At 48.8% G+C, this 19,668-nt stretch carries 15 protein-coding genes and 1 tRNA gene; 3 read left to right on the top strand and 13 right to left on the bottom strand.

Features of this window, described 5'->3' with window-relative positions; all coding sequences use genetic code 11:
- Positions 1–468 (bottom strand): CYTH domain-containing protein, encoded by a 468-nt coding sequence (locus tag ACO0LD_RS04680; RefSeq protein ID WP_423004241.1) that lies wholly within the window; start codon positions 466–468, stop codon positions 1–3.
- Positions 469–495: 27 nt separating this feature from the next.
- Positions 496–1,620: a M14 family metallopeptidase gene (locus ACO0LD_RS04675; RefSeq protein ID WP_423004239.1), complete on the bottom strand. Its 1,125-nt coding sequence runs from the start codon at positions 1,618–1,620 to the stop codon at positions 496–498.
- A 209-nt stretch (positions 1,621–1,829) separates the two neighbouring features.
- Between ACO0LD_RS04675 and ACO0LD_RS04670 the strand changes: the two genes are divergently transcribed.
- The 3 genes from ACO0LD_RS04670 (at position 1,830) to ACO0LD_RS04660 (ending at position 8,212) form a co-directional block, all read left to right on the top strand.
- A tRNA-Pro gene (locus ACO0LD_RS04670) sits at positions 1,830–1,906 on the top strand.
- Between the two features lie 624 nt (positions 1,907–2,530).
- Positions 2,531–5,563, top strand: a complete 3,033-nt coding sequence (locus ACO0LD_RS04665) for a response regulator (protein ID WP_423004237.1) — start codon at positions 2,531–2,533, stop codon at positions 5,561–5,563.
- A 3-nt stretch (positions 5,564–5,566) separates the two neighbouring features.
- On the top strand, positions 5,567–8,212 hold the full coding sequence (locus ACO0LD_RS04660) for an EAL domain-containing protein (protein WP_423004235.1): 2,646 nt from the start codon (positions 5,567–5,569) through the stop codon (positions 8,210–8,212).
- Positions 8,213–8,232: 20 nt separating this feature from the next.
- Here the strand turns inward: ACO0LD_RS04660 and ACO0LD_RS04655 are convergent, their stop codons facing one another.
- From ACO0LD_RS04655 to ACO0LD_RS04605, 11 genes are all read right to left on the bottom strand, one after another.
- Entirely contained in the window at positions 8,233–8,838 is a 606-nt protein-coding gene (locus ACO0LD_RS04655; protein ID WP_423004233.1) for a YfiR family protein, read from the bottom strand.
- On the bottom strand, positions 8,826–10,784 hold the full coding sequence (locus tag ACO0LD_RS04650; protein ID WP_423004231.1) for a TonB-dependent receptor plug domain-containing protein: 1,959 nt from the start codon (positions 10,782–10,784) through the stop codon (positions 8,826–8,828). The genes ACO0LD_RS04655 and ACO0LD_RS04650 overlap by 13 nt, the downstream gene beginning before the upstream one ends.
- A 145-nt stretch (positions 10,785–10,929) precedes the next feature.
- On the bottom strand, positions 10,930–11,874 hold the full coding sequence (locus ACO0LD_RS04645; protein ID WP_423004230.1) for a LysR family transcriptional regulator: 945 nt from the start codon (positions 11,872–11,874) through the stop codon (positions 10,930–10,932).
- A gap of 118 nt (positions 11,875–11,992) precedes the next feature.
- Positions 11,993–13,003, bottom strand: a complete 1,011-nt coding sequence (gene yjfF, locus ACO0LD_RS04640; protein ID WP_423004229.1) for a galactofuranose ABC transporter, permease protein YjfF — start codon at positions 13,001–13,003, stop codon at positions 11,993–11,995.
- A 20-nt stretch (positions 13,004–13,023) separates the two neighbouring features.
- On the bottom strand, positions 13,024–14,100 hold the full coding sequence (locus tag ACO0LD_RS04635; RefSeq protein WP_423005023.1) for an ABC transporter permease: 1,077 nt from the start codon (positions 14,098–14,100) through the stop codon (positions 13,024–13,026).
- A gap of 41 nt (positions 14,101–14,141) precedes the next feature.
- Positions 14,142–15,689 carry a sugar ABC transporter ATP-binding protein gene (locus tag ACO0LD_RS04630; RefSeq protein WP_423004227.1) on the bottom strand — a complete coding sequence of 516 codons (1,548 nt, stop codon included), beginning with the start codon at positions 15,687–15,689 and terminating at the stop codon, positions 14,142–14,144.
- Positions 15,690–15,790: 101 nt separating this feature from the next.
- Positions 15,791–16,768, bottom strand: a complete 978-nt coding sequence (locus tag ACO0LD_RS04625; protein ID WP_423004225.1) for an ABC transporter substrate-binding protein — start codon at positions 16,766–16,768, stop codon at positions 15,791–15,793.
- Positions 16,769–17,034: 266 nt separating this feature from the next.
- Positions 17,035–17,778, bottom strand: a complete 744-nt coding sequence (locus ACO0LD_RS04620) for an ABC transporter ATP-binding protein (RefSeq protein WP_423004223.1) — start codon at positions 17,776–17,778, stop codon at positions 17,035–17,037.
- Positions 17,768–18,526 (bottom strand): ABC transporter permease, encoded by a 759-nt coding sequence (locus ACO0LD_RS04615; protein WP_423004221.1) that lies wholly within the window; start codon positions 18,524–18,526, stop codon positions 17,768–17,770. Before ACO0LD_RS04615 ends, ACO0LD_RS04620 begins: the two co-directional genes overlap by 11 nt.
- Positions 18,527–18,553: 27 nt before the next feature.
- Entirely contained in the window at positions 18,554–19,021 is a 468-nt protein-coding gene (locus ACO0LD_RS04610) for a hypothetical protein (protein WP_423004219.1), read from the bottom strand.
- Between the two features lie 10 nt (positions 19,022–19,031).
- Entirely contained in the window at positions 19,032–19,634 is a 603-nt protein-coding gene (locus ACO0LD_RS04605; protein ID WP_423004217.1) for an SCO family protein, read from the bottom strand.
- Positions 19,635–19,668: the final 34 nt, after the last annotated feature.

Below are 19,668 nucleotides of genomic sequence, written 5' to 3'. Positions count from 1 at the left end.
TTATGCCCAGTCCTTATAGGGATGCTTGAGCAAATTCGCATTTGCATAGCGCCTGTCGTGACTGACTTCTTCACCCAGCCACGTCGGACGATCAAATTGCTGCTGTTCGGATTCAAGCTCGACCTCGGCCACGACAAGGCCAAGATTATCGCCAATAAATTCATCCACTTCCCAGATCAAACCGGCAAGAGGAATGCGATAACGTGTTTTTTCTATGAGAGGTTGCTGGCAGACTGTGTCCAGCAAGATTTGCGCATCGGCCAGTGGGATGGGATATTCCCATTCGCCGCAGCTAATGCCAGTTGACATGCCCTTGATGGTCAGCATCGCACGCTCAGCTTCTATGCGTACCCGTACGATGCGACCGGGGTCAGGACAAATATAACCCTGGCGCAGAAATGTGCCCTGCCCCTGCTGTTTGAAATCCTGATTCACAACAAGGAATTTGCGTTCAATTTCTACGCCCATTACTACTCCGATCAATAAATACCGGAATTATGCACTCAATGTCGCCAAAATCGGTTGCAACATCGCTTCACCCAGCTTGATACTGCGGGAACCATCCCAACCCACTTCAGCATCTGGCAAATTGGCATTGTCCTTGAACGGCAATTCCAGCGTCAGTGAAACGCATTTGAAGGTGTGGCCAATATACTTGGATGCCAGCTTCAGCACATCTTCATTATATTTCGATGCTTCATAGCCGTATTTGGTCTGGAAGTCAGGACTTGCCAGGCAAAAGCTGTCAACGAAATGCTGCTGCTCTTGCATCTGCTTTTCGCTAAAGCCAGCCAGCATTTCGCTGCCAGCAACGAAAATGTAAGGCAAGGCTTCATCACCATGGATATCCAGGAACAGGTCACAACCAGTTTCATGGATCTTGTTCTTGACGTAATACACTTCCGGGCTGGTTTCCAGTGACGGTGTCATCCATTCACGGTTCAAGTTGGCACCTGCGGCATTGGTACGCAGGTTGCCACGTACAGAACCATCCGGGTTCATGTTCGGCACAATATATACAACCGCTTTATCAAGGATGCAGCGTGCAATTGGATTAGATGGGTCCAGCAAGGCATTCAAAGTGCCTTCCACCAGCCATTCAGCCATGGTTTCACCCGGATGTTGGCGCGCAATGATCCAGACTTTCTTTTCAGCCGCAGGGTCACCGACAACGATCAGGTTAAGATCACGGCCATCGACGGTATTACCCAGGTCTTCAACACGGGCAACCGAAGAATTTTCCACTCCACCCAGCAAGGCCAGGTGACGCTCCCATGTGTAAGGCTCAAAATAAGCGTAGTACACGCTGTCACGCTCAGGTGTATGGCGTATGGTCATGACCTTGCCATCAAACTCGGTGTCCACACGGAACCAGTTGGCCCTGTCATAACTTGCTACTGCGCGGTAGCCTTCCCACCCCTTGGCATAGGTGGCTTCGCCTGCATTGAGAATGCGCATGACAGTCTCTTGCCCACGTGCGCCCTGCAAGCGAAAGTGAAACCATTGCCAGATATCGGCATGTGAATCCTTGCGCAAATTCAAATCGATGGCCCCCGCCTGTTCCGCCTTGACGACTTCAATCGCTCCCGCGTCGAAGTTCTGACTGATTTTAATTGTCATGTTGTATTTATTCAGAAATGTTTTTAAGCACCGTATTGATACGGCGACCTAGGATGAGTATTTTCACAGTTTTTTCTGAATTATGAAAATATTTCAGTCAAATAATGAATAAAATCGGACAAATATTTTCACCAAGGCAAGCATTTAAGAAGTTTCTGGCCAAACATAGCAAAATTCGCCACGATATACTATAATCTTTCGCTCAGTGTCGGGGCGTAGCGCAGCCTGGTAGCGTACGTGCATGGGGTGCACGGGGTCGGAGGTTCGAATCCTCTCGCCCCGACCAATAAAATCAAAGACTTATGTCGAATGCTGAGCATACAATCAGCATTGTATATTGAAGAAATTCTCAATACTCTTTGTGAAGAATAAAAAAACCTGCCTCGTGCAGGTTTTTCTATTTCGGCAATTCAGTTTACTCAAAAAATCAAGTTGTTCCCTCATATTTCGATCAATTTTTAGCATTGCTGCATTTAAAATATTTCGCGCGTCAATCTAAAAATCTTGCAAGTTTAGCGTTTTGTATTAAATTGGAAATATTTATATAAATATCATAATCAATCACTAAAATTGATTAAAATAGCTTAGCAAGACTCTGACGGCGCAAATACTTGAGCGTGGGTAAGATGAAACAAAAGCTTTGTTACATCAATATATGTCCTTACGCTAAACAGAGCGATGAGTTGATATTCTCCGGTTCCATTCAAGCTCAACAAAAACGCTTACAGACTCACCAAAATACCGTTTCAGTTCAGCGTGCCATCGCATGTAAACACGCACTGATTGCTGCTGCCTCTCATTTTTTCTTGCCCTGTCAATTCAAGCATCTCTTCATCTTGCATGCTTCTTTTGTTCCATTTTCAGATTTATTACGCTTGCAAGTACGCTGGAAAGCCAGGTGCTTATGAGAATGCCCACGCTAAGATTGCGCACGGTTCGCCACAAACTGCTGCTCATGGTCTTGATCGCCAACTTCGTCACTTTAGCATCCGCTGGCGGTGCCCTCCTCTACCATGAGTTAATGGAAAATCGCGCCAAGACGGTTGCTGAATTATCGGTGCTGGCAAGTATCCTGGCGCAAGGAAGTGCAGTAGCGCTGGAATTTGATGACATCAAGGTGGCGAATGAAAATCTGGCGCAATTACGGGCTAATCCAAATATCGTCGCTGCGGCGATATACACGTCCCAAGGCAAATTATTTGCTCATTATTTGCGAGAGCCTGGCCGCAAGGATCAATTGCCGTTAAGTCCAGGCGTCGAAAATTCTCATTTTGAAGGCGGTGAACTTGCAGTTTTCAAACGCATAAATTCAGATCACGAAGTTCTTGGCACCATATATCTGAAACAACATTATCAGTTGGGTAAGTGGCTGCTTGACTATCTCTTCATACTTGGCCTGGTTTTATTTGGCAGCCTCGCTTTGGGCGTACTTATTTCATCTCATCTACAACGCTGGATTTCTGTTCCAATTCATGCCATCAGCACAGTGGCACGACAAGTCATGGAACAGCGTAACTATCATTTGCGGGCCAGTAAAAGTACGGAAGATGAAATTGGTCAATTGGCCCAGTCCTTCAATGACATGCTACAAACTCTCGAGCGTGAGATCAGTGAAAAGAGTCAGGCAGAACAGGCTGTACGTACCCTGAATGCAGAACTTGAGCGCAGAGTCATTGACCGCACCAATGAACTGCAAATTGCCAATCAAACTTTGATCAGCAGGACCGAAGAGGCTGAAAGTGCCAATCGGGCCAAGGCGGATTTCCTCGCCAACATGAGCCATGAAATCCGTACACCCATGAATGCCATTCTGGGATTCGCTTATTTACTGGAACAGAATCAACTTAATGATGAGGCCATAGATCTGGTCAAAAAAATTCGCAATGCAGGCCGTTCATTACAAGCCATCATCAATGACATCCTGGATTTCTCCAAGATCGAAGCCGGACAACTGGAAGTGGAACATGCCCCTTTTCGTATCGTCGATTTGCTGGACAATCTGGCAGGGATTATGGCTGCCACCGCTGGTGACAAGGATATTGAATTGAGCATTTCCCCACCCCCTGCATTCAGTGGCCAATTGCTGGGTGATGCACTACGGGTAGAACAGGTACTGATTAATCTTACCGGCAATGCCATCAAGTTCACTGAACATGGCTCTGTCATAGTGAGTATCAGCCAACTCGCCAGAGACAACAATACGATTACCTTACGTTTTTCAGTACGAGACTCGGGCATTGGTATTCCATTGGAAAAACAATCGCAGATTTTTGTGGCATTTTCTCAGGCCGACATCTCCACTACCCGTCGTTTTGGCGGCACTGGCCTGGGATTGACCATCTGCCGCCATCTCGTGAACAAGATGGGGGGAGAGATAGGCGTCATCAGTGAACTTGGAGTGGGTAGCGAATTTTGGTTCACCATACCTTTTGAATGGACACCAACCAGTGCCTATGCACCATCCGAAATGGCTGCACTGGACATCCTGATTGCCGATGACAGTGAAAATGCCCGTGAAAACATGGCACTCACCGCGCGGTCGGTGGGCTGGAACCCGACCAAGGTGGATTCCGGCGAAGCCGCCATTCAAAAAGTTCAGGCCAGACTTGAGAGTAATACTAAATATGACGTGTTGCTGTTTGACTGGAAAATGCCGGGGATAGATGGTTTGCAAACTGCCAGCCTGATTCGTAATGTATTGAAAGACGATGCTTCACCTATTGTTGTGATGGTCACTGCTTTTTCGCGGGATGAATTATTGAAGCATGCAGATATCGGTCTGATCGATGGTGTACTCAGCAAACCTGTGACCTGTTCAACCCTGTATAACTGCGTCGCCGAAGTACTGGGTCGTCGAGGTAGCGGCCGCCTGCAAAGGAAACGTCAGGCCAGGATATTAAAAGAAAAACGCATCCCGGGAGTAAATGTGCTGGTCGTTGATGATAGCGAAGTCAATCGCGAAGTCGCACAAAGAATCCTCGCTGCGGATGGCGCCACTGTCTATTTGGCAAACGATGGACAAGCAGCGGTGGACTGGTTACGCAAGCATCCAAAAGTGGTAGATATTGTCTTGATGGATGTACAGATGCCATTGATGGACGGCTACGAAGCAACAAGACAATTACGTGCCTTGCCGGATGCAGGTCAACTGCCAGTCATCGCCCTCACTGCTGGCGCATTCAAAATGCAACAGGAAGCTGCGCATGAGGCGGGCATGAATGCTTTTGTTGCCAAACCTTTCAATGTTGAAGAGTTGATGACTGCCATACAGCAGTTGACTCACTGCCATTCACAGATGTCTGAAGATGACGATCAGGCTCAAGCCTTAAACATCGTGGCAACACAGCAGATTGAAAAACTTCCAGGGATTGCCGTAAAAGAGGCAATGGCGGTATGGAATGACTTCGCAGTTTATCGCAAGTTTTTGCTGAAATTCAAGATCGACTATATTGATAGTGTCAGCCATTTTTCCGCTTGCTACGCAGCAAATGATATTGATGCGATTAAAACTTTGGCACATAAGTTGAAAGGGTGTGCAGGGAATTTAGGGCTTTTTGATATTGCGCATGCTGCGACAGAAATCGAAACTACCGGGGCATCAGAAGAGAGCCAATTTGTCTTGGATAAACTGCAAGTGGCGATGGACAAAACCTTTGCGTCCATCGCAATCTTGTCAGCTGAAGAAAAAGAAATAGAAGAGTCATTGACAGAACCTGACTATATCGACAAAGGAAAAGTTGGTCCTTTGCTGCTTGAGCTTTTGCAGGCACTGGATACAGACCATCCTGATCACGCCAACCAGTTACTTGAAGCACTCAAGCCTTTACTGCCTGGTGACAAACTTGCTGCGCTACGCTCATGTGTTGATGATTTTGATTTTCGGGGTGCGGAGACACTGACCTGGCACTTGGCTAAAGATTTCGAGATCGAATTGAAGGAATAATCCATGCCCACCGCCCCAATTCTCATCGTGGATGACGAACCTGGCAATCTAGCCACGCTAAAACAGATTTTGGGAACTGATTACCTGCTGGTATTTGCACGTAGCGGTCAAGAGTGCCTGAATGCTGCGAAAAAACACAAGCCTGCCTTGATACTACTTGATATACAGATGCCTGACATGGATGGCTATACTGTTTGCAAAATACTCAAAGCTGACGCAGAAACTGAAAGCATACCCATCATCTTTGTTTCTTCCCTGGGTGAAGTCGGAGATGAGACTGCAGGTTTCGATTGTGGTGGTGTTGACTATATAATCAAACCGGTATCGTCTGCCTTGGTACGTGCACGCGTGCGTACTCATTTATCACTGGTGCGCACCACCATACTTGAACGCTACGTTAGTCAGCTTGAAATCGAACAGGCAAAAACTGCCCGCCTGAGCCGCATACATGCCGTGTTAAGTGGCACCAATTCTGCCATTGTCCGCATAAGGGAGCCGCAAGCACTACTGGAAGAAGCTTGCCATATCGCCGTCGAACAAGGTAGTTTTGGCATCGCCTGGATAGCTATTTTTAACGACCAGGACAGTTCTTTCGAATTGGCAGCAAGCCAGGGGGTCGGACTTGAGCAAATGAATGCGTCCTTGCGCTCAGAAACGGACAGCGTCCCAGCTGAGCCAGGGATACCTGAACAGATACTTAAAACTGGGCAGGCGGCCTACTGCAATGATGTACGAACCAGGGCAGATTCAGATCGTAGCTGCCGTGACGCTCTTGAGCGCGGTTACCTGTCCATTGTCGGTCTGCCTTTGATGGTAAATGACAAGGTGGTTGGCGTCATGGTCTTGTATGCCCGAGAAAGTCATTATTTTGATGACGAAGAAATGAAACTGCTCAGTGAACTGGCAGGTGACATGTCGTTTGCATTGTTGGCAATCAATAATGAGAAGCGGGCAAATTTTTTATCCTATTTTGATCCTCTCACGGCCCTCCCCAATACCAGCCTTTTTCTGGACCGTGTAGATCAACTTATACAGTCGGCCCACAGGGAAAATTACGGTGTATTTGTCATGGCAATCAACCTGGATCGTTTCAAGCATTTGAACGATACCTTGGGGAGGCACATAGGTGATCACATCTTGAAGCTGGTTGCCAAACGTCTCATCGAGACTCTGCCCGGCCATTACAGTGTGGCACGCATAGGTGCAGATAATTTTGCAATACTGGGTGAACTGGCGAGCAATGCAGACGTCAGTGCCACTTGCGAACAGATCATCAGCTTATTACAAGAACCCATGCTGATTGACGATTGCCGCACGCAGGTATTAGCAAGACTAGGGGTTGCGATTTATCCCACAGATGCCATTAACGCTGAATCTTTATTCAAAAATGCAGAGGCTGCATTAAAACAATGCAAGTTGCAAAAGAAACGTTTTCAATTCTATTCATGGGAAATCAATGCCAGGATTTCTGACATGATAGAAATGGAAAATATGTTGAAAACAGCCCTGGACCAGAACCAGTTTGTCTTGTATTTCCAACCCAAGATAGACCTGAGAACCGGTCAGATCATAGGTAGCGAGGCACTCATACGCTGGCAACATCCTCAACGGGGATTATTGCCGCCTGCAGCATTCATTGAGCTGGCTGAAGAAACTGGACTCATCGTCCCCATCGGTACCTGGGTTATCAATGCTGTTTGCGCACAGCAGGCTGCCTGGTTGCGTGATGCACTGCATATCGTGCCAGCTGCCGTCAATCTCTCAGCACTGCAATTCAAGGAAGGCAACGTGCTGGAAATCGTGCGTGAAGCCCTTTCAAGAAACAAGCTGGGCCCAGAGTCCATAGAATTGGAATTGACAGAATCTACGATCATGCACAAGCCTGAAGATGCTGAAGTCATCATGCATGCGTTTCGCGAACATGGCCTATGTCTGTCGCTCGATGATTTCGGTACTGGTTACTCTTCCCTGGCTTACCTGAAACGTTTTCCATTTAATACCGTGAAAATTGACAAGGCTTTTATCACCGATATTACACAAAATCCCGAGGATGCAGCAATCGCTACTGCCATCATAGGTATGGCGCACAGTTTGCATATGAATGTCATTGCCGAAGGGGTTGAGACTGAAGCACAGTTAAAATTCCTGCGTACCCGTAATTGCGACCAGATACAGGGCTACTTCTTCAGTCCCCCGGTACCAGCAAAAGAATTTGCCCTGATGCTACTGAACGACAAGCAATTAGCGCCAGAAGCTGACAGTGAACAGCAAACCTTGCTGCTTGTTGATAGTGAAGAAGCCATACTGGCAGCCTTGAAACGGTCCTTGCGTGGCCAGGGATACCGCATACTCACTGCACCTGACAGCCAGAAAGCCCTGGAACTATTGGCAGTCAACCCGGTGCAAGTCATATTGTGTGAACAACGCCTGTCCAAGATGACGGGTTCGGATTTTCTGACGATAGCAGCCAAACTGTATCCCGATACCATGCGGATTGTACTCAGCGGCTACACAGAATTGCAGTCAGTACTTGATGTCATTAACCGGGGCGAAATCTACCGTTTCCTGACCAAACCATGGGATGATGAACTGCTCAGGCAAAATATCAGCGAAGCATTCCGGCGTTATCGCCCATCGCCGGGTGAGTAAAAGCTGAATGAAAAACAGCACTACTGCCCACTGGCGACCTTATATGCGACGGAGATCAGGCGTGAACTGATGGCGACTAAATCCTGGGTTGCCGTTTTCGGGGCGACTTCAAATCTGACTTTACCGTCAACGACAACAAAATTGATCATGCTTCCTATAGACAAGGCACCTTCTGTTTCTGTCACTGTCAGGATGGCGCGTCCTTTGGCTGTCGCCAGAACATCCGCTATTTTATTGTTGGAACGTGCGACAAAAAGTACATGGACGCCATTCAACCCATTAACACCCTCATCGCCTTTTAGTTTTTTCACCAGAAAAGCACGGCCATTGATGTTGCGCCCCAAGGCCATCTGTATCAATTCATTCGCCACACCATCGGAGCCAAGAACGGCAATATGCAATGCGCTGTCTGCTGCAGAAAATGATTTTTCCGGCCATTCAACATAACTGCAAAATTTAAACAGATATGCAGCCTTGACGCGCTGTTCAAGATTGTCATTCAAGTCATTCGCTTGTGCATGCGAAACACCCAGCAAGAGCAACATCAATGAAAGCAAAAAGCCAGAAAATAGTTTTCCCTCCGGTTTTGGGACAGACCATAATTTTCCAGACTTTAAAGCTTCCATATCACCCTGACCATCAGACTGCGTTCGAATTCAGCCCTGTTTGGACTGGCTCCAAATTCAGTATGCGATTTTTGTAGCAGATTTTGTCCTATCAATGAGAGCTCAATACCAGGTCTGATTTTCCAACCTAAGCGCATATTTAATGAAGTATAAGCTGGCACTACAGGTTTTGGCAGGCTCCCCACATGGCGCAGATGGATGTCTAACTCCTTATCTTTCGCCAGATCGAAACTGCTGCGTATCATCCAGTAGCTATCGGCATCATTGACTATGGTTAAGCCATTTCCACTTGAAATGTCCTTGCTGCCTGCCTTCAATTGGGTGTTGATATTTTGCCAGACCCCTCCCGCAGTCAAACGCCACGCAGGATTGGCTTGCCAGGTTGCCCACATTTCAACCCCCTTGGTCTTGCCCTCAGCCAAATTACGGAAAACCGCATCCAGGCCCAAAGCACCCGGTTCCAATGTTCGCATTTTGTCATATTCAGTATAGAAAATGGTCGCTGAATAAGTAATGTTTTTATTTAGCTGGCCGCGGTATCCCAGCTCTGTGGTTTTGGCTATCTCTGACTCAAAATCTGGACCGCCAGCATAAATATACCTGAGCTTCCCGCCTAGCAGTATGGGTTTGGTTGGCGCAAATAAATCACGATCTATACGTGAGGGTGTCCTCACTGAACGCGACAGTGATGCCCATAGCAAGTGTCTGTCTGCAGGCTCCCAGGCAAGGCGCAGATTAGGTAAGCTTTCCAGACCGGTATAGCTGTTTTTTTCAAATTTCAGCCCCAGTGTCAGCCGCAAATTTTCCCTGAAACGAATCTCATCCTGAATAAAGATGTTCGCCCAATGCATGTTCAAATCGCCTGGCAAAAATCCAAAGCCATTGCCGTTCTGCACCCTATCTATTGCATAACGGTAGCCCGCTCCCCAAACCAGATTGTGCAAACTGCTGATGGTCTGAGATTGCTGAAATTCCAGATCCAGCGTATCAAGATGTTCGTTATAAGCGTTTGGCTGGTTGCGCTCAGTATGATCCCAATACAATTGCAGACTGCTATCGATATTGTCAGCAGCCTTCCAACCCGTGCGGCTGAGCAAATTAATGCCGGCAAGCTCAATATCAGCGGTGCCAGCCTGGCGCAGGCTGGCATGATAAGTATTGCCAATAAAAGCCTGCGTACGCTCCGCTTGCTCCCAATCCGAACGGAACCCAAATTGGTCACGACGCCAACCTTCCAATAATGGGTTGCCGGTCAAGTTACGGCTATCATCATTGTCTGTGTGCTTGGCATATACCCGGTAGTTTGCGCCATTGTCAAAACTGCCGCCATATCGCACTGCCATATTGCGCTCGTGTGGGCTGATACCTGCACTAACCAGACTACCCGTAGTATCTTTGGCGGAGCGGGTGATGATATTGATCACGCCATTGACGGCATTCGCCCCCCACAGTGTAGCGCCTGCACCGCTAATAACTTCTATACGCTCAATATCTTCCAGTACCACGTCCTGCGCATCCCAGAATACCCCTGAAAACAGGGGGGAATAAACAGTGCGGCCATCAATCAGGACTAGTAACTTGTTTTCAAAGGGACTATTGAATCCTCTTGCGGTCACCGCGTAATTCCTGGCATCTACCCGCGCCACCTGCAGGTTTGGTGCAAGGCGCAATGCTTCGGGCAGGCTGGCAACCCCTGAACGACGTATCTCTTCATTCGTAATGACAAAAATGGAGGCAGGAGCCTTGGCAACACTTTCGATTTTTTTCGAAACCGAAGTGATGCGTATATTAGCCAGCTCATCGAAGGAAAGATCGAGAAAATTATCTGATGCTGCCAGAGCCGCATAGCATGGCGTTGCCATTGTCACGGCAAACAACAGACTTGAGGTCTTAAAGCTGATCAGGGAATCTATTCGCCGCTTGCGGAATAAACAGGATGATTTCATTTAAGCCTCTGACAATGCGAGGTTGCAGAGGCTGGGCCTCTATCCATTGAATTGCGCAATACATATGCAATTAAAGATAGACTTTATTTTAAATAATTACTACAGGAATAAGATATATTTGTAAAAAAACAGCTTTTTTACAACTTCACTTATACAGCTCTTTCGCCATATCGCGTACCGTGCGTAATAACAGATCGGCGCCAGGCGACAATAAATGTTCACTCTGGCGAATAATGCCAAAAGCATCCATTTTGCAAGGTAATTCTATTGGCAAAATGCTTAACACATTCAATGATGCATAGTAGCGCGCTACATCCTGTGGCATAACATGCAGCGAATCTGTCTCTTGCAATAATGCCGTTATCAAGAGCAATGCTGTAGTGTCCACTACATTCACGGGTGGCTCCAGCCCTGCCCGCCTGAACATCATGTCAAACCTGTGGCGTAATACACTGCCGCGCTGGGGCAATATCCAGGGACAGGTATTGATGTCCTGTAATTGCAGATTTTTGTGTTCCAGTAAAGGATGGCCTAAGCGTGCCACGGCACAAGCTGGTTCTTCAGTCAATTCTTCATAGCTGAGGCTGGAACTGTTTTCCTTGTCCAGAATACGGCCTATCATGAAATCCAGGGTTCCGCGCTGTAGCTGTTCCAGCAAAATATTGCTTTGTTCCATATGCACACCTATGCGCAATAAAGGTGCCTGCTGCTTTACGCGGGCAATCGCTTTGGGGAGCAAAGCCATGCCTGGTGTCATGATGACGCCAACTTCTACCTGACCAACCAGACCAGAGCGCAGAGCCACAATATCGTCATGAGCCAGCGCCAGGCTGGTCAAAGCCATACGCGCATGGCGTATCATGGTTTCGCCAAAGATGGTGGGTTCCATCCCGCGGGGCTGGCGATCAAACAATTGCACGTCCAGCATTTCTTCCAGATCTTTCAATTGTTTGGAAGCTGCCGGTTGGGTCATGTGCAAGGCTTCGGACGCACGATGGATATTACGATGTTCGTCGAGGGCGATCAAAAGCAAGAGCTGCCTGGTTTTCAGACGTGCACGTAAAAACCAGTTGGGGTTGGGTGTATCCATAATGAGCAGGGTCGTAATCCATATTAAATTCTTTTAATCGATTTTATCGACATTTCACAGGACCGTATGCTGTTGTTTCGACTTGTCACGTTTGTATGCGACAGGTGTAGCACTCTGTTCAAGATTTGGCGACCATACCCGATGGTCTTCTGGCAACACTGATTGCCATGATTCTTTGCACCAGACAAAAGACAAATAGCAAACCACCGATAACGATCTTGGTCCACCAAGAGCTTAGCGTACCATCAAAGGCAATCAGGGTTTGTATGGTGCCCAGTACCAGCACGCCAGTCAGCGCACCAGCCACATAACCGACACCACCAGTCAACAATGTGCCACCGATGACCACGGCAGCGATGGCATCCAGCTCCGTGCCCTGCGCATGCAGACCATAGCCGGACAGCATGTAAAACGAAAACAATAAACCAGCCAGCGCCGCACAAAAACCACTGAATGCATAAATCATGATCTTGGTCCGGGCGACTGGCAAGCCCATCATCAGGGCGCTTTGTTCATTCCCGCCTATGGCATATACCGCGCGCCCAAATTCACTATAGTGCGCGAGGTAAATGGCCAGACCCAGCATCAGCAGGGCAATCACCACGCCCGGTGAAACAAATACATCGAGAAACGCCAACTGGCTTTGCGACATACTGACAAACCACGGATCATCAATGGTGATGGAGTTGATGCTGATCAGATAGCACAGCCCACGCGCCAGGAACATGCCGGCAAGGGTAACGATAAATGCCTGCAATTTAAAGAAATGTATCATGGCCCCCATGGCGGCCCCAAACAGACTGCCCAACGCCAGTACCAGCGGCACTACCACGACGGGCGGCCAGTGCCACATCTGTAGCATCCAGGCGGCAATCATAGTGCTCAGAGCCAGCACTGATCCTACAGACAGATCAATACCACCCGACAAAATGACAAAACTCATGCCAATGGCAATCACCAGCAAGAAGGCATTATCAATGAGCAGGTTGCAAATCACTTGCAAGGACAAGAAACCTGGATAAACCATCCCCCCCAGCACCAACATCAGCAACAACAAGCCCACTGTCACTAGCGAAATAAAATACGCGCTATGTGTGAGCTTGCGCAAAGTAAGAAAAAAAGGATTCATGTCGAAGAAGTCTTCGTAAGCTAGGAAGGACGTTTGACACGTGCCACGGCACGTTGCCAAATGCCTTTGAATTCGGCGGATTGCGACAGACACACCACAAATACGACGATGGATTTGACGACCATATTCACCTCTGGCGGCACACCCATGGCATAAATCGTATACGTCAGCGTCTGTATGATGAGCGCACCTATCACGCTGCCTATCAGGCTAAACTTGCCGCCATTCAGCGACGTGCCACCCAGGGTTACTGCCAGAATGGCATCAAGTTCCAGCAAGAGCCCGGCATTATTTGCATCGGCACTTTTGATATTGGCACTGATCATCAAACCGGCAACACCGGCACACAGGCTGCAAAACAGGTAGACGAAAAAGATCAGGGTAGCGGTCCTGACGCCGGCCAGCCTGGCTGCCACCGGGTTGATGCCGATAGCCTGTATAAACAGGCCCAGCGCTGTTTTGCGCATGATCAGCGCGGTCAGCAAGAACACCACGGCAACTATTGTCAATGAAAACGGCAAGCCGAACAAATAGCCGCTGCCTATGAAAAAATACTGTTGGTAATACACGGTGACGATTTGCCCATCTGTCAGCAGTTGCGCCAACCCACGCCCTGCCACCATCAGTATCAGCGTCGCCACGATAGGTTGCAGACCCAGCAAGGCCACCAGCGCGCCATTCCACACCCCACACAGCAGTGCCGCACCCAGCGCTGCACACAATGCCCATACCATGGGAGTGTTGCTGACATATTCAGGCGTGCCGTTTTTCATGCTCAACGTGCCGCCTATCAGCATGGCAGCGACAGTGCCAGACAGGGCCACTACAGCGCCGACAGAAATATCAATGCCACGGGTGGCAATCACCAGTGTCATCCCCACTGCCGTCAACATCAGCGGTGCGGCACGGTTCAGGATATCAATCACGCTGCCATACAGATGGCCATCCTGCAATCGCAAATGAAAGAAACCAGGAATCAACAGCAAATCAATAACGCACAGCACCAGCAATGCCAGTATCGGCCGGGACATGGGATGCTGCAGCAAGATGAATATTCTGTTTTTCATGGACAAGGTCGGTACAGGACTGGATGGCATTGACGGCGCAGATGATGTATCTGCTTTTGCTGACATGGTCATCACGCGCCCCCTGCTATAACTTCCAGGACGGATGTTTCATCCAGTTCGCCTTTTGCATATTCGCCGCAAATCTTGCGGTCACGCAGGACCAGCATGCGATCGCTACAGCGCAAGACCTCTGGCAACTCGGATGAGATGAACAAGACTGCCAGTCCCTTGCGGCATAGTGTGGATACGAAATCCATTATTTCCTGCTTGGCCTTCACATCAATGCCACGGGTAGGTTCATCCAGTATCAGCAAACCTGGCGATGTCAACAGCCAGCGCGCCAGCAATACCTTTTGCTGGTTGCCACCAGACAGCGTGCCTATGGGGGTATCGATATCGGCGGTTTTAATGCCCAGGCTTTGCACATATTCCAGCGCCAGCGTCTGCTGTTCTTTCATGGGCATGGCACGCAAGATACCGGTCCTGGCCTGCAAGGCCAGCATCATGTTTTCACGCACGGACAAAGACAATATCGCACCTTCATGTTTGCGATCTTCAGAACAGAAAGCTATACCGGCAGCAATGGCATCCCTGGGCGACGAAAAATGCCGGTCTCTGCCACCTATACGAATATGGCCAGTATCAGCCTTGTCGGCACCAAACAACAGACGCGCCGCTTCGGTACGACCGGCACCCAATAATCCACAAAAACCCAGTATCTGACCGGCATTAATCTTCAAATCCATGGGCAGGATAGCGCCCTTGCGTCCCAAGCCATGCGCTTCCAGAAAAGTGACGACTTCATTGCCTGTAGATGTGACAGCACTTGCATCATTCATACTGGATTGCAATTGCTCAGCCTCGTCTGGTACACCTATCATTTTATTCACCAGCGCCAGCCGTGACAGATCCTGACATAGATATTCACCTTCCAGCATGCCATTGCGCAGTACGGTAATGCGATCAGAAATCGCATAGGCCTGCTCTAAGAAGTGGGTAACAAACAGGATGGCCATGCCCTGTTCACGTAAACGTTTCAGCACGCTGAACAGCAACTGCACTTCGGCCTCATCGAGGCTGGAAGTCGGCTCATCCAGTATCAATACCCTGGCCGACACACTGATCGCCCGCGATATTGCCACCATTTGCTGTATCGCCAGGGAATAATGCGCCAGCGGTGCAGTCACATCGATATCAATCTGCAATTGCGTTAGTATGCCAACCGCCTGCTGGCGCATGCTGCGCCAGTCTATGCGACCAAAACGTTTTGGGTAGCGACCGATGAAAATATTTTCAGCGACCGACAGATTAGTGCACAAATTCACTTCCTGATAGACGGTACTGATACCCAGGTCTTGCGCGTCTGAGGTGGATTGTGGCTGCACCGCCTTGCCATCCAGTAAAATGCTGCCGCCATCAGGCGCGTATACACCAGTAAGCACTTTGATCAGACTGGATTTTCCGGCACCGTTCTGCCCCATCAGGGTATGCACTTCACCGGCGAACAGGCGCAAGCCAGCCTGGCTCAGCGCTTTCACGCCGGGAAAACTCTTGTCTATGCCACACAGTTCCAGCACAGGCGTGGCAGATGCTCCGTTATCGGATACGCTCATAATCATTATTAGATTGAATTTGCGGCAAAAGTGTTCCGCTGGCAGTCGACGCTGGAAGATGGATAAATTTATCTTGTCTGCAAATCTCCAGCAACTGCCTGCAGACTTCAGTATTTGCGATTAGGAAATTCTTTAGCCGCAACTTCAGCCGGGAACACACCCTCTTCTGTCGTAATCCGCTTGGGCACAGGCTTACCCGCCAACACATCACGCGCCACCTGCATCAGTTGCGGACCCAGCAAAGGGCTGCATTCCACCGTGACATTGAGCTTACCAGCGATCATGGCTTCGAACGCACCTTTCACACCATCAATCGAAATGATGATTATGTCGATACCCGGCTTCAGGCCAGCTTCCTCTATCGCCTGTATGGCACCAATCGCCATATCATCATTGTGCGCATACACAACATTGATGTTTTTACCTTGCGCCTTGAGAAAAGCTTCCATGACTTCCTTACCCTTGGCACGGGTAAAGTCACCAGTTTGTGAACGAATAACTTTCAGTTTGGGATTACCTGCGATGACTTGTTCAAAGCCATTTTTACGGTCGATGGCCGGTGCCGAACCTACTGTGCCCTGAAGTTCAACGATGTTCAATGTGCGATCAGGCGTTTTCTTGGCACGCTCGACCAGCCAACGCCCGGCGCGACGCCCCTCTTCAACAAAATCTGAACCGATAAAGGTGATATACAGGGAAGTGTCGGCAACATTGACAGCCCTGTCAGTCAAAATAACCGGTATTTTGGCAGCCTTGGCTTCACGCAAGACCGTATCCCAGCCGGTTTCCACGACTGGTGAAAACGCGATGACATCCACTTTTTGGGCGATGAAGGAGCGTATCGCCTTGACCTGATTTTCCTGTTTTTGCTGAGCGTCAGCAAATTTGAGGTTAATGCCGTCTTTTTTGGCAGCATCCTTGATGGACAGGGTATTGGCGGTGCGCCATTCGCTCTCGGCACCCACTTGCGAAAAGCCCATGACGACAGGTTTGGCTGCCAGGACAGATGTGCTACCCAATCCCGCTATGGTGATAATGGCAAGCTGGATTGCATTGTCCAAGAACGATCTACGGCTGAATGTCATGCTGGTCTCCTGAGTATTTGTTGTACCCTGCTATGCGCCCTGTTCTTGAATGCAAAACGACACATTCAGCAGGGCTATTTTATTAGCACAGTGTAAAAGAAACAGGCATAGCCATCCAATGACTTATTTTCAGCTTGCGATACCATTTTTGATATCTCAATAATAAAATATATGACTCAAGGCATTTTAAAAATGACATGAAGCCATCGTATGCAGCGCATTAAAATTAAATACAGGTGTCTTGACTGTTTTATTCAACATTCCCCTTACAGCACACCCAACTCACCCAGAATTTTCTCTTTCAATTCCTGCAAGGCAGGGTTCGAAAGCTTGCGTGGATGCGGGAATGGTACATCGAAACTCGCTTGTATCAGGGTCGGGCGTGGGGACAGCACCAGTACCCTGTCGGCCATGAACAAGGCTTCTTCCACATCATGCGTGATCAGTAACACCGTATGGCGCTCTTCTGTCAGGATGCGTAATAACTCGGTACGCATGCGCAGATTCATCAGAGCATCGAGCGCTGAAAATGGCTCATCCATGTACAGAATTTCTGGTTTGACCACCAGGGCACGCGCTAACTCTACACGCTTGAGCATGCCACCAGAAAGTTCATGCGGATAACTCTTTTCAAAACCTTTCAAGCCAACCATCGCGGTATAGTGATCGGCTAATGCTGCCTTATCACCAAAGTCATTTCCGTTTAAGCCAAACATCAGATTTTGTTGCACTGTCATCCATGGGAACACCGAGCCATGCTGCGAAATAACAATACCTTTTGCGCTTGGGCCGTGGCGTTCTGCGCCATCTATGCTGACACTGCCAGAATCAGGTTTTTCGAAACCTGAAATAATTTTCATCAGCGTCGACTTACCACAACCGGAAGGCCCGACGATGGCGACAAATTCGCCATCAGTGACGTTCAAGCTGACACCACCCACTACAGGCAAATTAAGTTTGCCCGATGTGAAACTTTTCTTGACATCCTTGACGACGATCTTACCGTCCATAGCGCCACCTGACTGATTTAAGACTCTCCAGAAAGCGCATCAAGCCATCCAGCACCAGGCCGATAACACCAATAATCAACATGCCTGCGATCACCAGATCGTAGCGATTGCCTGCATTGCGCGAATCCATAATCAAGTAGCCAAGACCCGAACGCAAAGCGATCATTTCTGCTGCCACTACCACGAGCCAGGCAACACCCAGACCAATGCGCATACCAACGATAATTTCTGGCAACACAGCAGGGATGATGACTTGACGGAATAACGTAGAGCGAGAGACACCAAAATTTTCAGCAGCGCGCAAATAGCGTTTTTCTATGGTGTGCACGCCAGAAGCGGTCTGCACTATCATGGGAAATACCGAGGCAAGAAAGATCAGGAAAATCGGTGACACATTACCCACACCAAACCAGAGTATCGCCAGCGGTATCCAGGCTATAGGCGAGATTGGACGCATTATCTGAAACAAGGGGTTGAGAGTACGATAAGCGCCTTCTACACGCCCCATCCACAAGCCCAAAGGCAGAGCGACCAGGATCGCCAGTAAAAACCCTGCGCCCACCCGCAACAGGGAGGCAACAATATGCTCCCACAGTATGCCGTCTGCCGCCAGCTCCAAGGTGCCAGTCACTACCTGCAAAGGTGTAGGGAAGATCACGCTTTCAGTCTGTACAACCACCACCCACCAGAGCGCGATAAGACTCGCGATCAGGGCTAGTGGCGCCGCTATTTTCTTGAGTTTTTCCATTTGGACTTTTCAGTTCTTACTATAATTTCATGACAGATTTTTTGATTGGATGATGCTACTGAGCTTATTCCAATACCATTGCACACGCCATTGCAGGCGCGCCCAACCTTGCTCAGGCATCGCTGCAACGATGACGCTCATTTGTCCACTGGCGTGCGCCGAGCATTCAAACTGGTAATCCGATGCCAGCGCAAACGGCAGACGAAAACTTTGCCCCGGCATGATCAGCACAGGACCAAAAATTTGTGGCACATCATCCAGATTTTTCAGCAAGAGAACATCGTTCACGCCTAAGGTCAGATATACTTTGGCGGGTAATATTTCTACCTTGTCACCTGCCATACGACGCGCCCAGGTTCCCTTTGGTATCGCGAAGAGTTCATCACGCGTGGCTGATTGAATAGTCGCAAATGCGCCCCAGCCCATGACACCCAAAAGTATCATGAGAAAAAACAGCGCGAGCCATACACGCCGTCGGCGGAAAAATCTCATCATCGGCACTCAGCTATTTCTTTTGCGTATTCAACAAAATACGCACATCGTGCGCGACGTCATCGACACTACTGCCAAATGGCATCATGCTGCGCAGGCTACCTTGTCTGTCTATCAGATACAAGTATGATGAGTGCGACATGGTGTAAGCAGTTTTACTTCCTGGCAGCATTTTTTTGCTCGCGCTGATGCCATAATCCTTACGTACCTGTGCTAACTGTTCAGGGTTGCCGGTAGCGCCAACAAAGCTGGGATCAAATGCAGCCAGGTAGGGTTTCAGGATAGCGACAGTATCGCGTTCAGGATCAACCGTCACGTACACAATCTGCACGTCTGCTGCCAGCGCGCCAAGTTTTTTGCGCACCTGCGCCAGCATCGCCAATGAGGTGGGGCATACATCAAAACATGAGGTATAACCAAATTCAAGAACGACCAGTTTGCCACGATAGCGACTCAGCTTAAGTTCCGTGCTATCTGATCCGCGCAAAGAGAAATCGGGTGCAACGCGCGGCGGATCAAATGCTCCACCTTTCAGAGTGGTATCTTCTGCGGCATTCGCCGTATCAATACAACTGGAAAACAAAAGAAAAAAGACGGTGAAAAATGCTGCTTTCAATTGATCATCCTTTATGATGCAAAACTTGAGTTGG

Origin of the sequence: Undibacterium sp. Ji83W (assembly GCF_049340385.1) — a bacterium.
Classification (GTDB): Bacteria; Pseudomonadota; Gammaproteobacteria; order Burkholderiales; family Burkholderiaceae_D; genus Undibacterium.
The sequence above is the reverse complement of the archived record's forward strand: the minus strand, read 5'-3'. Positions and strand labels throughout refer to the sequence as shown.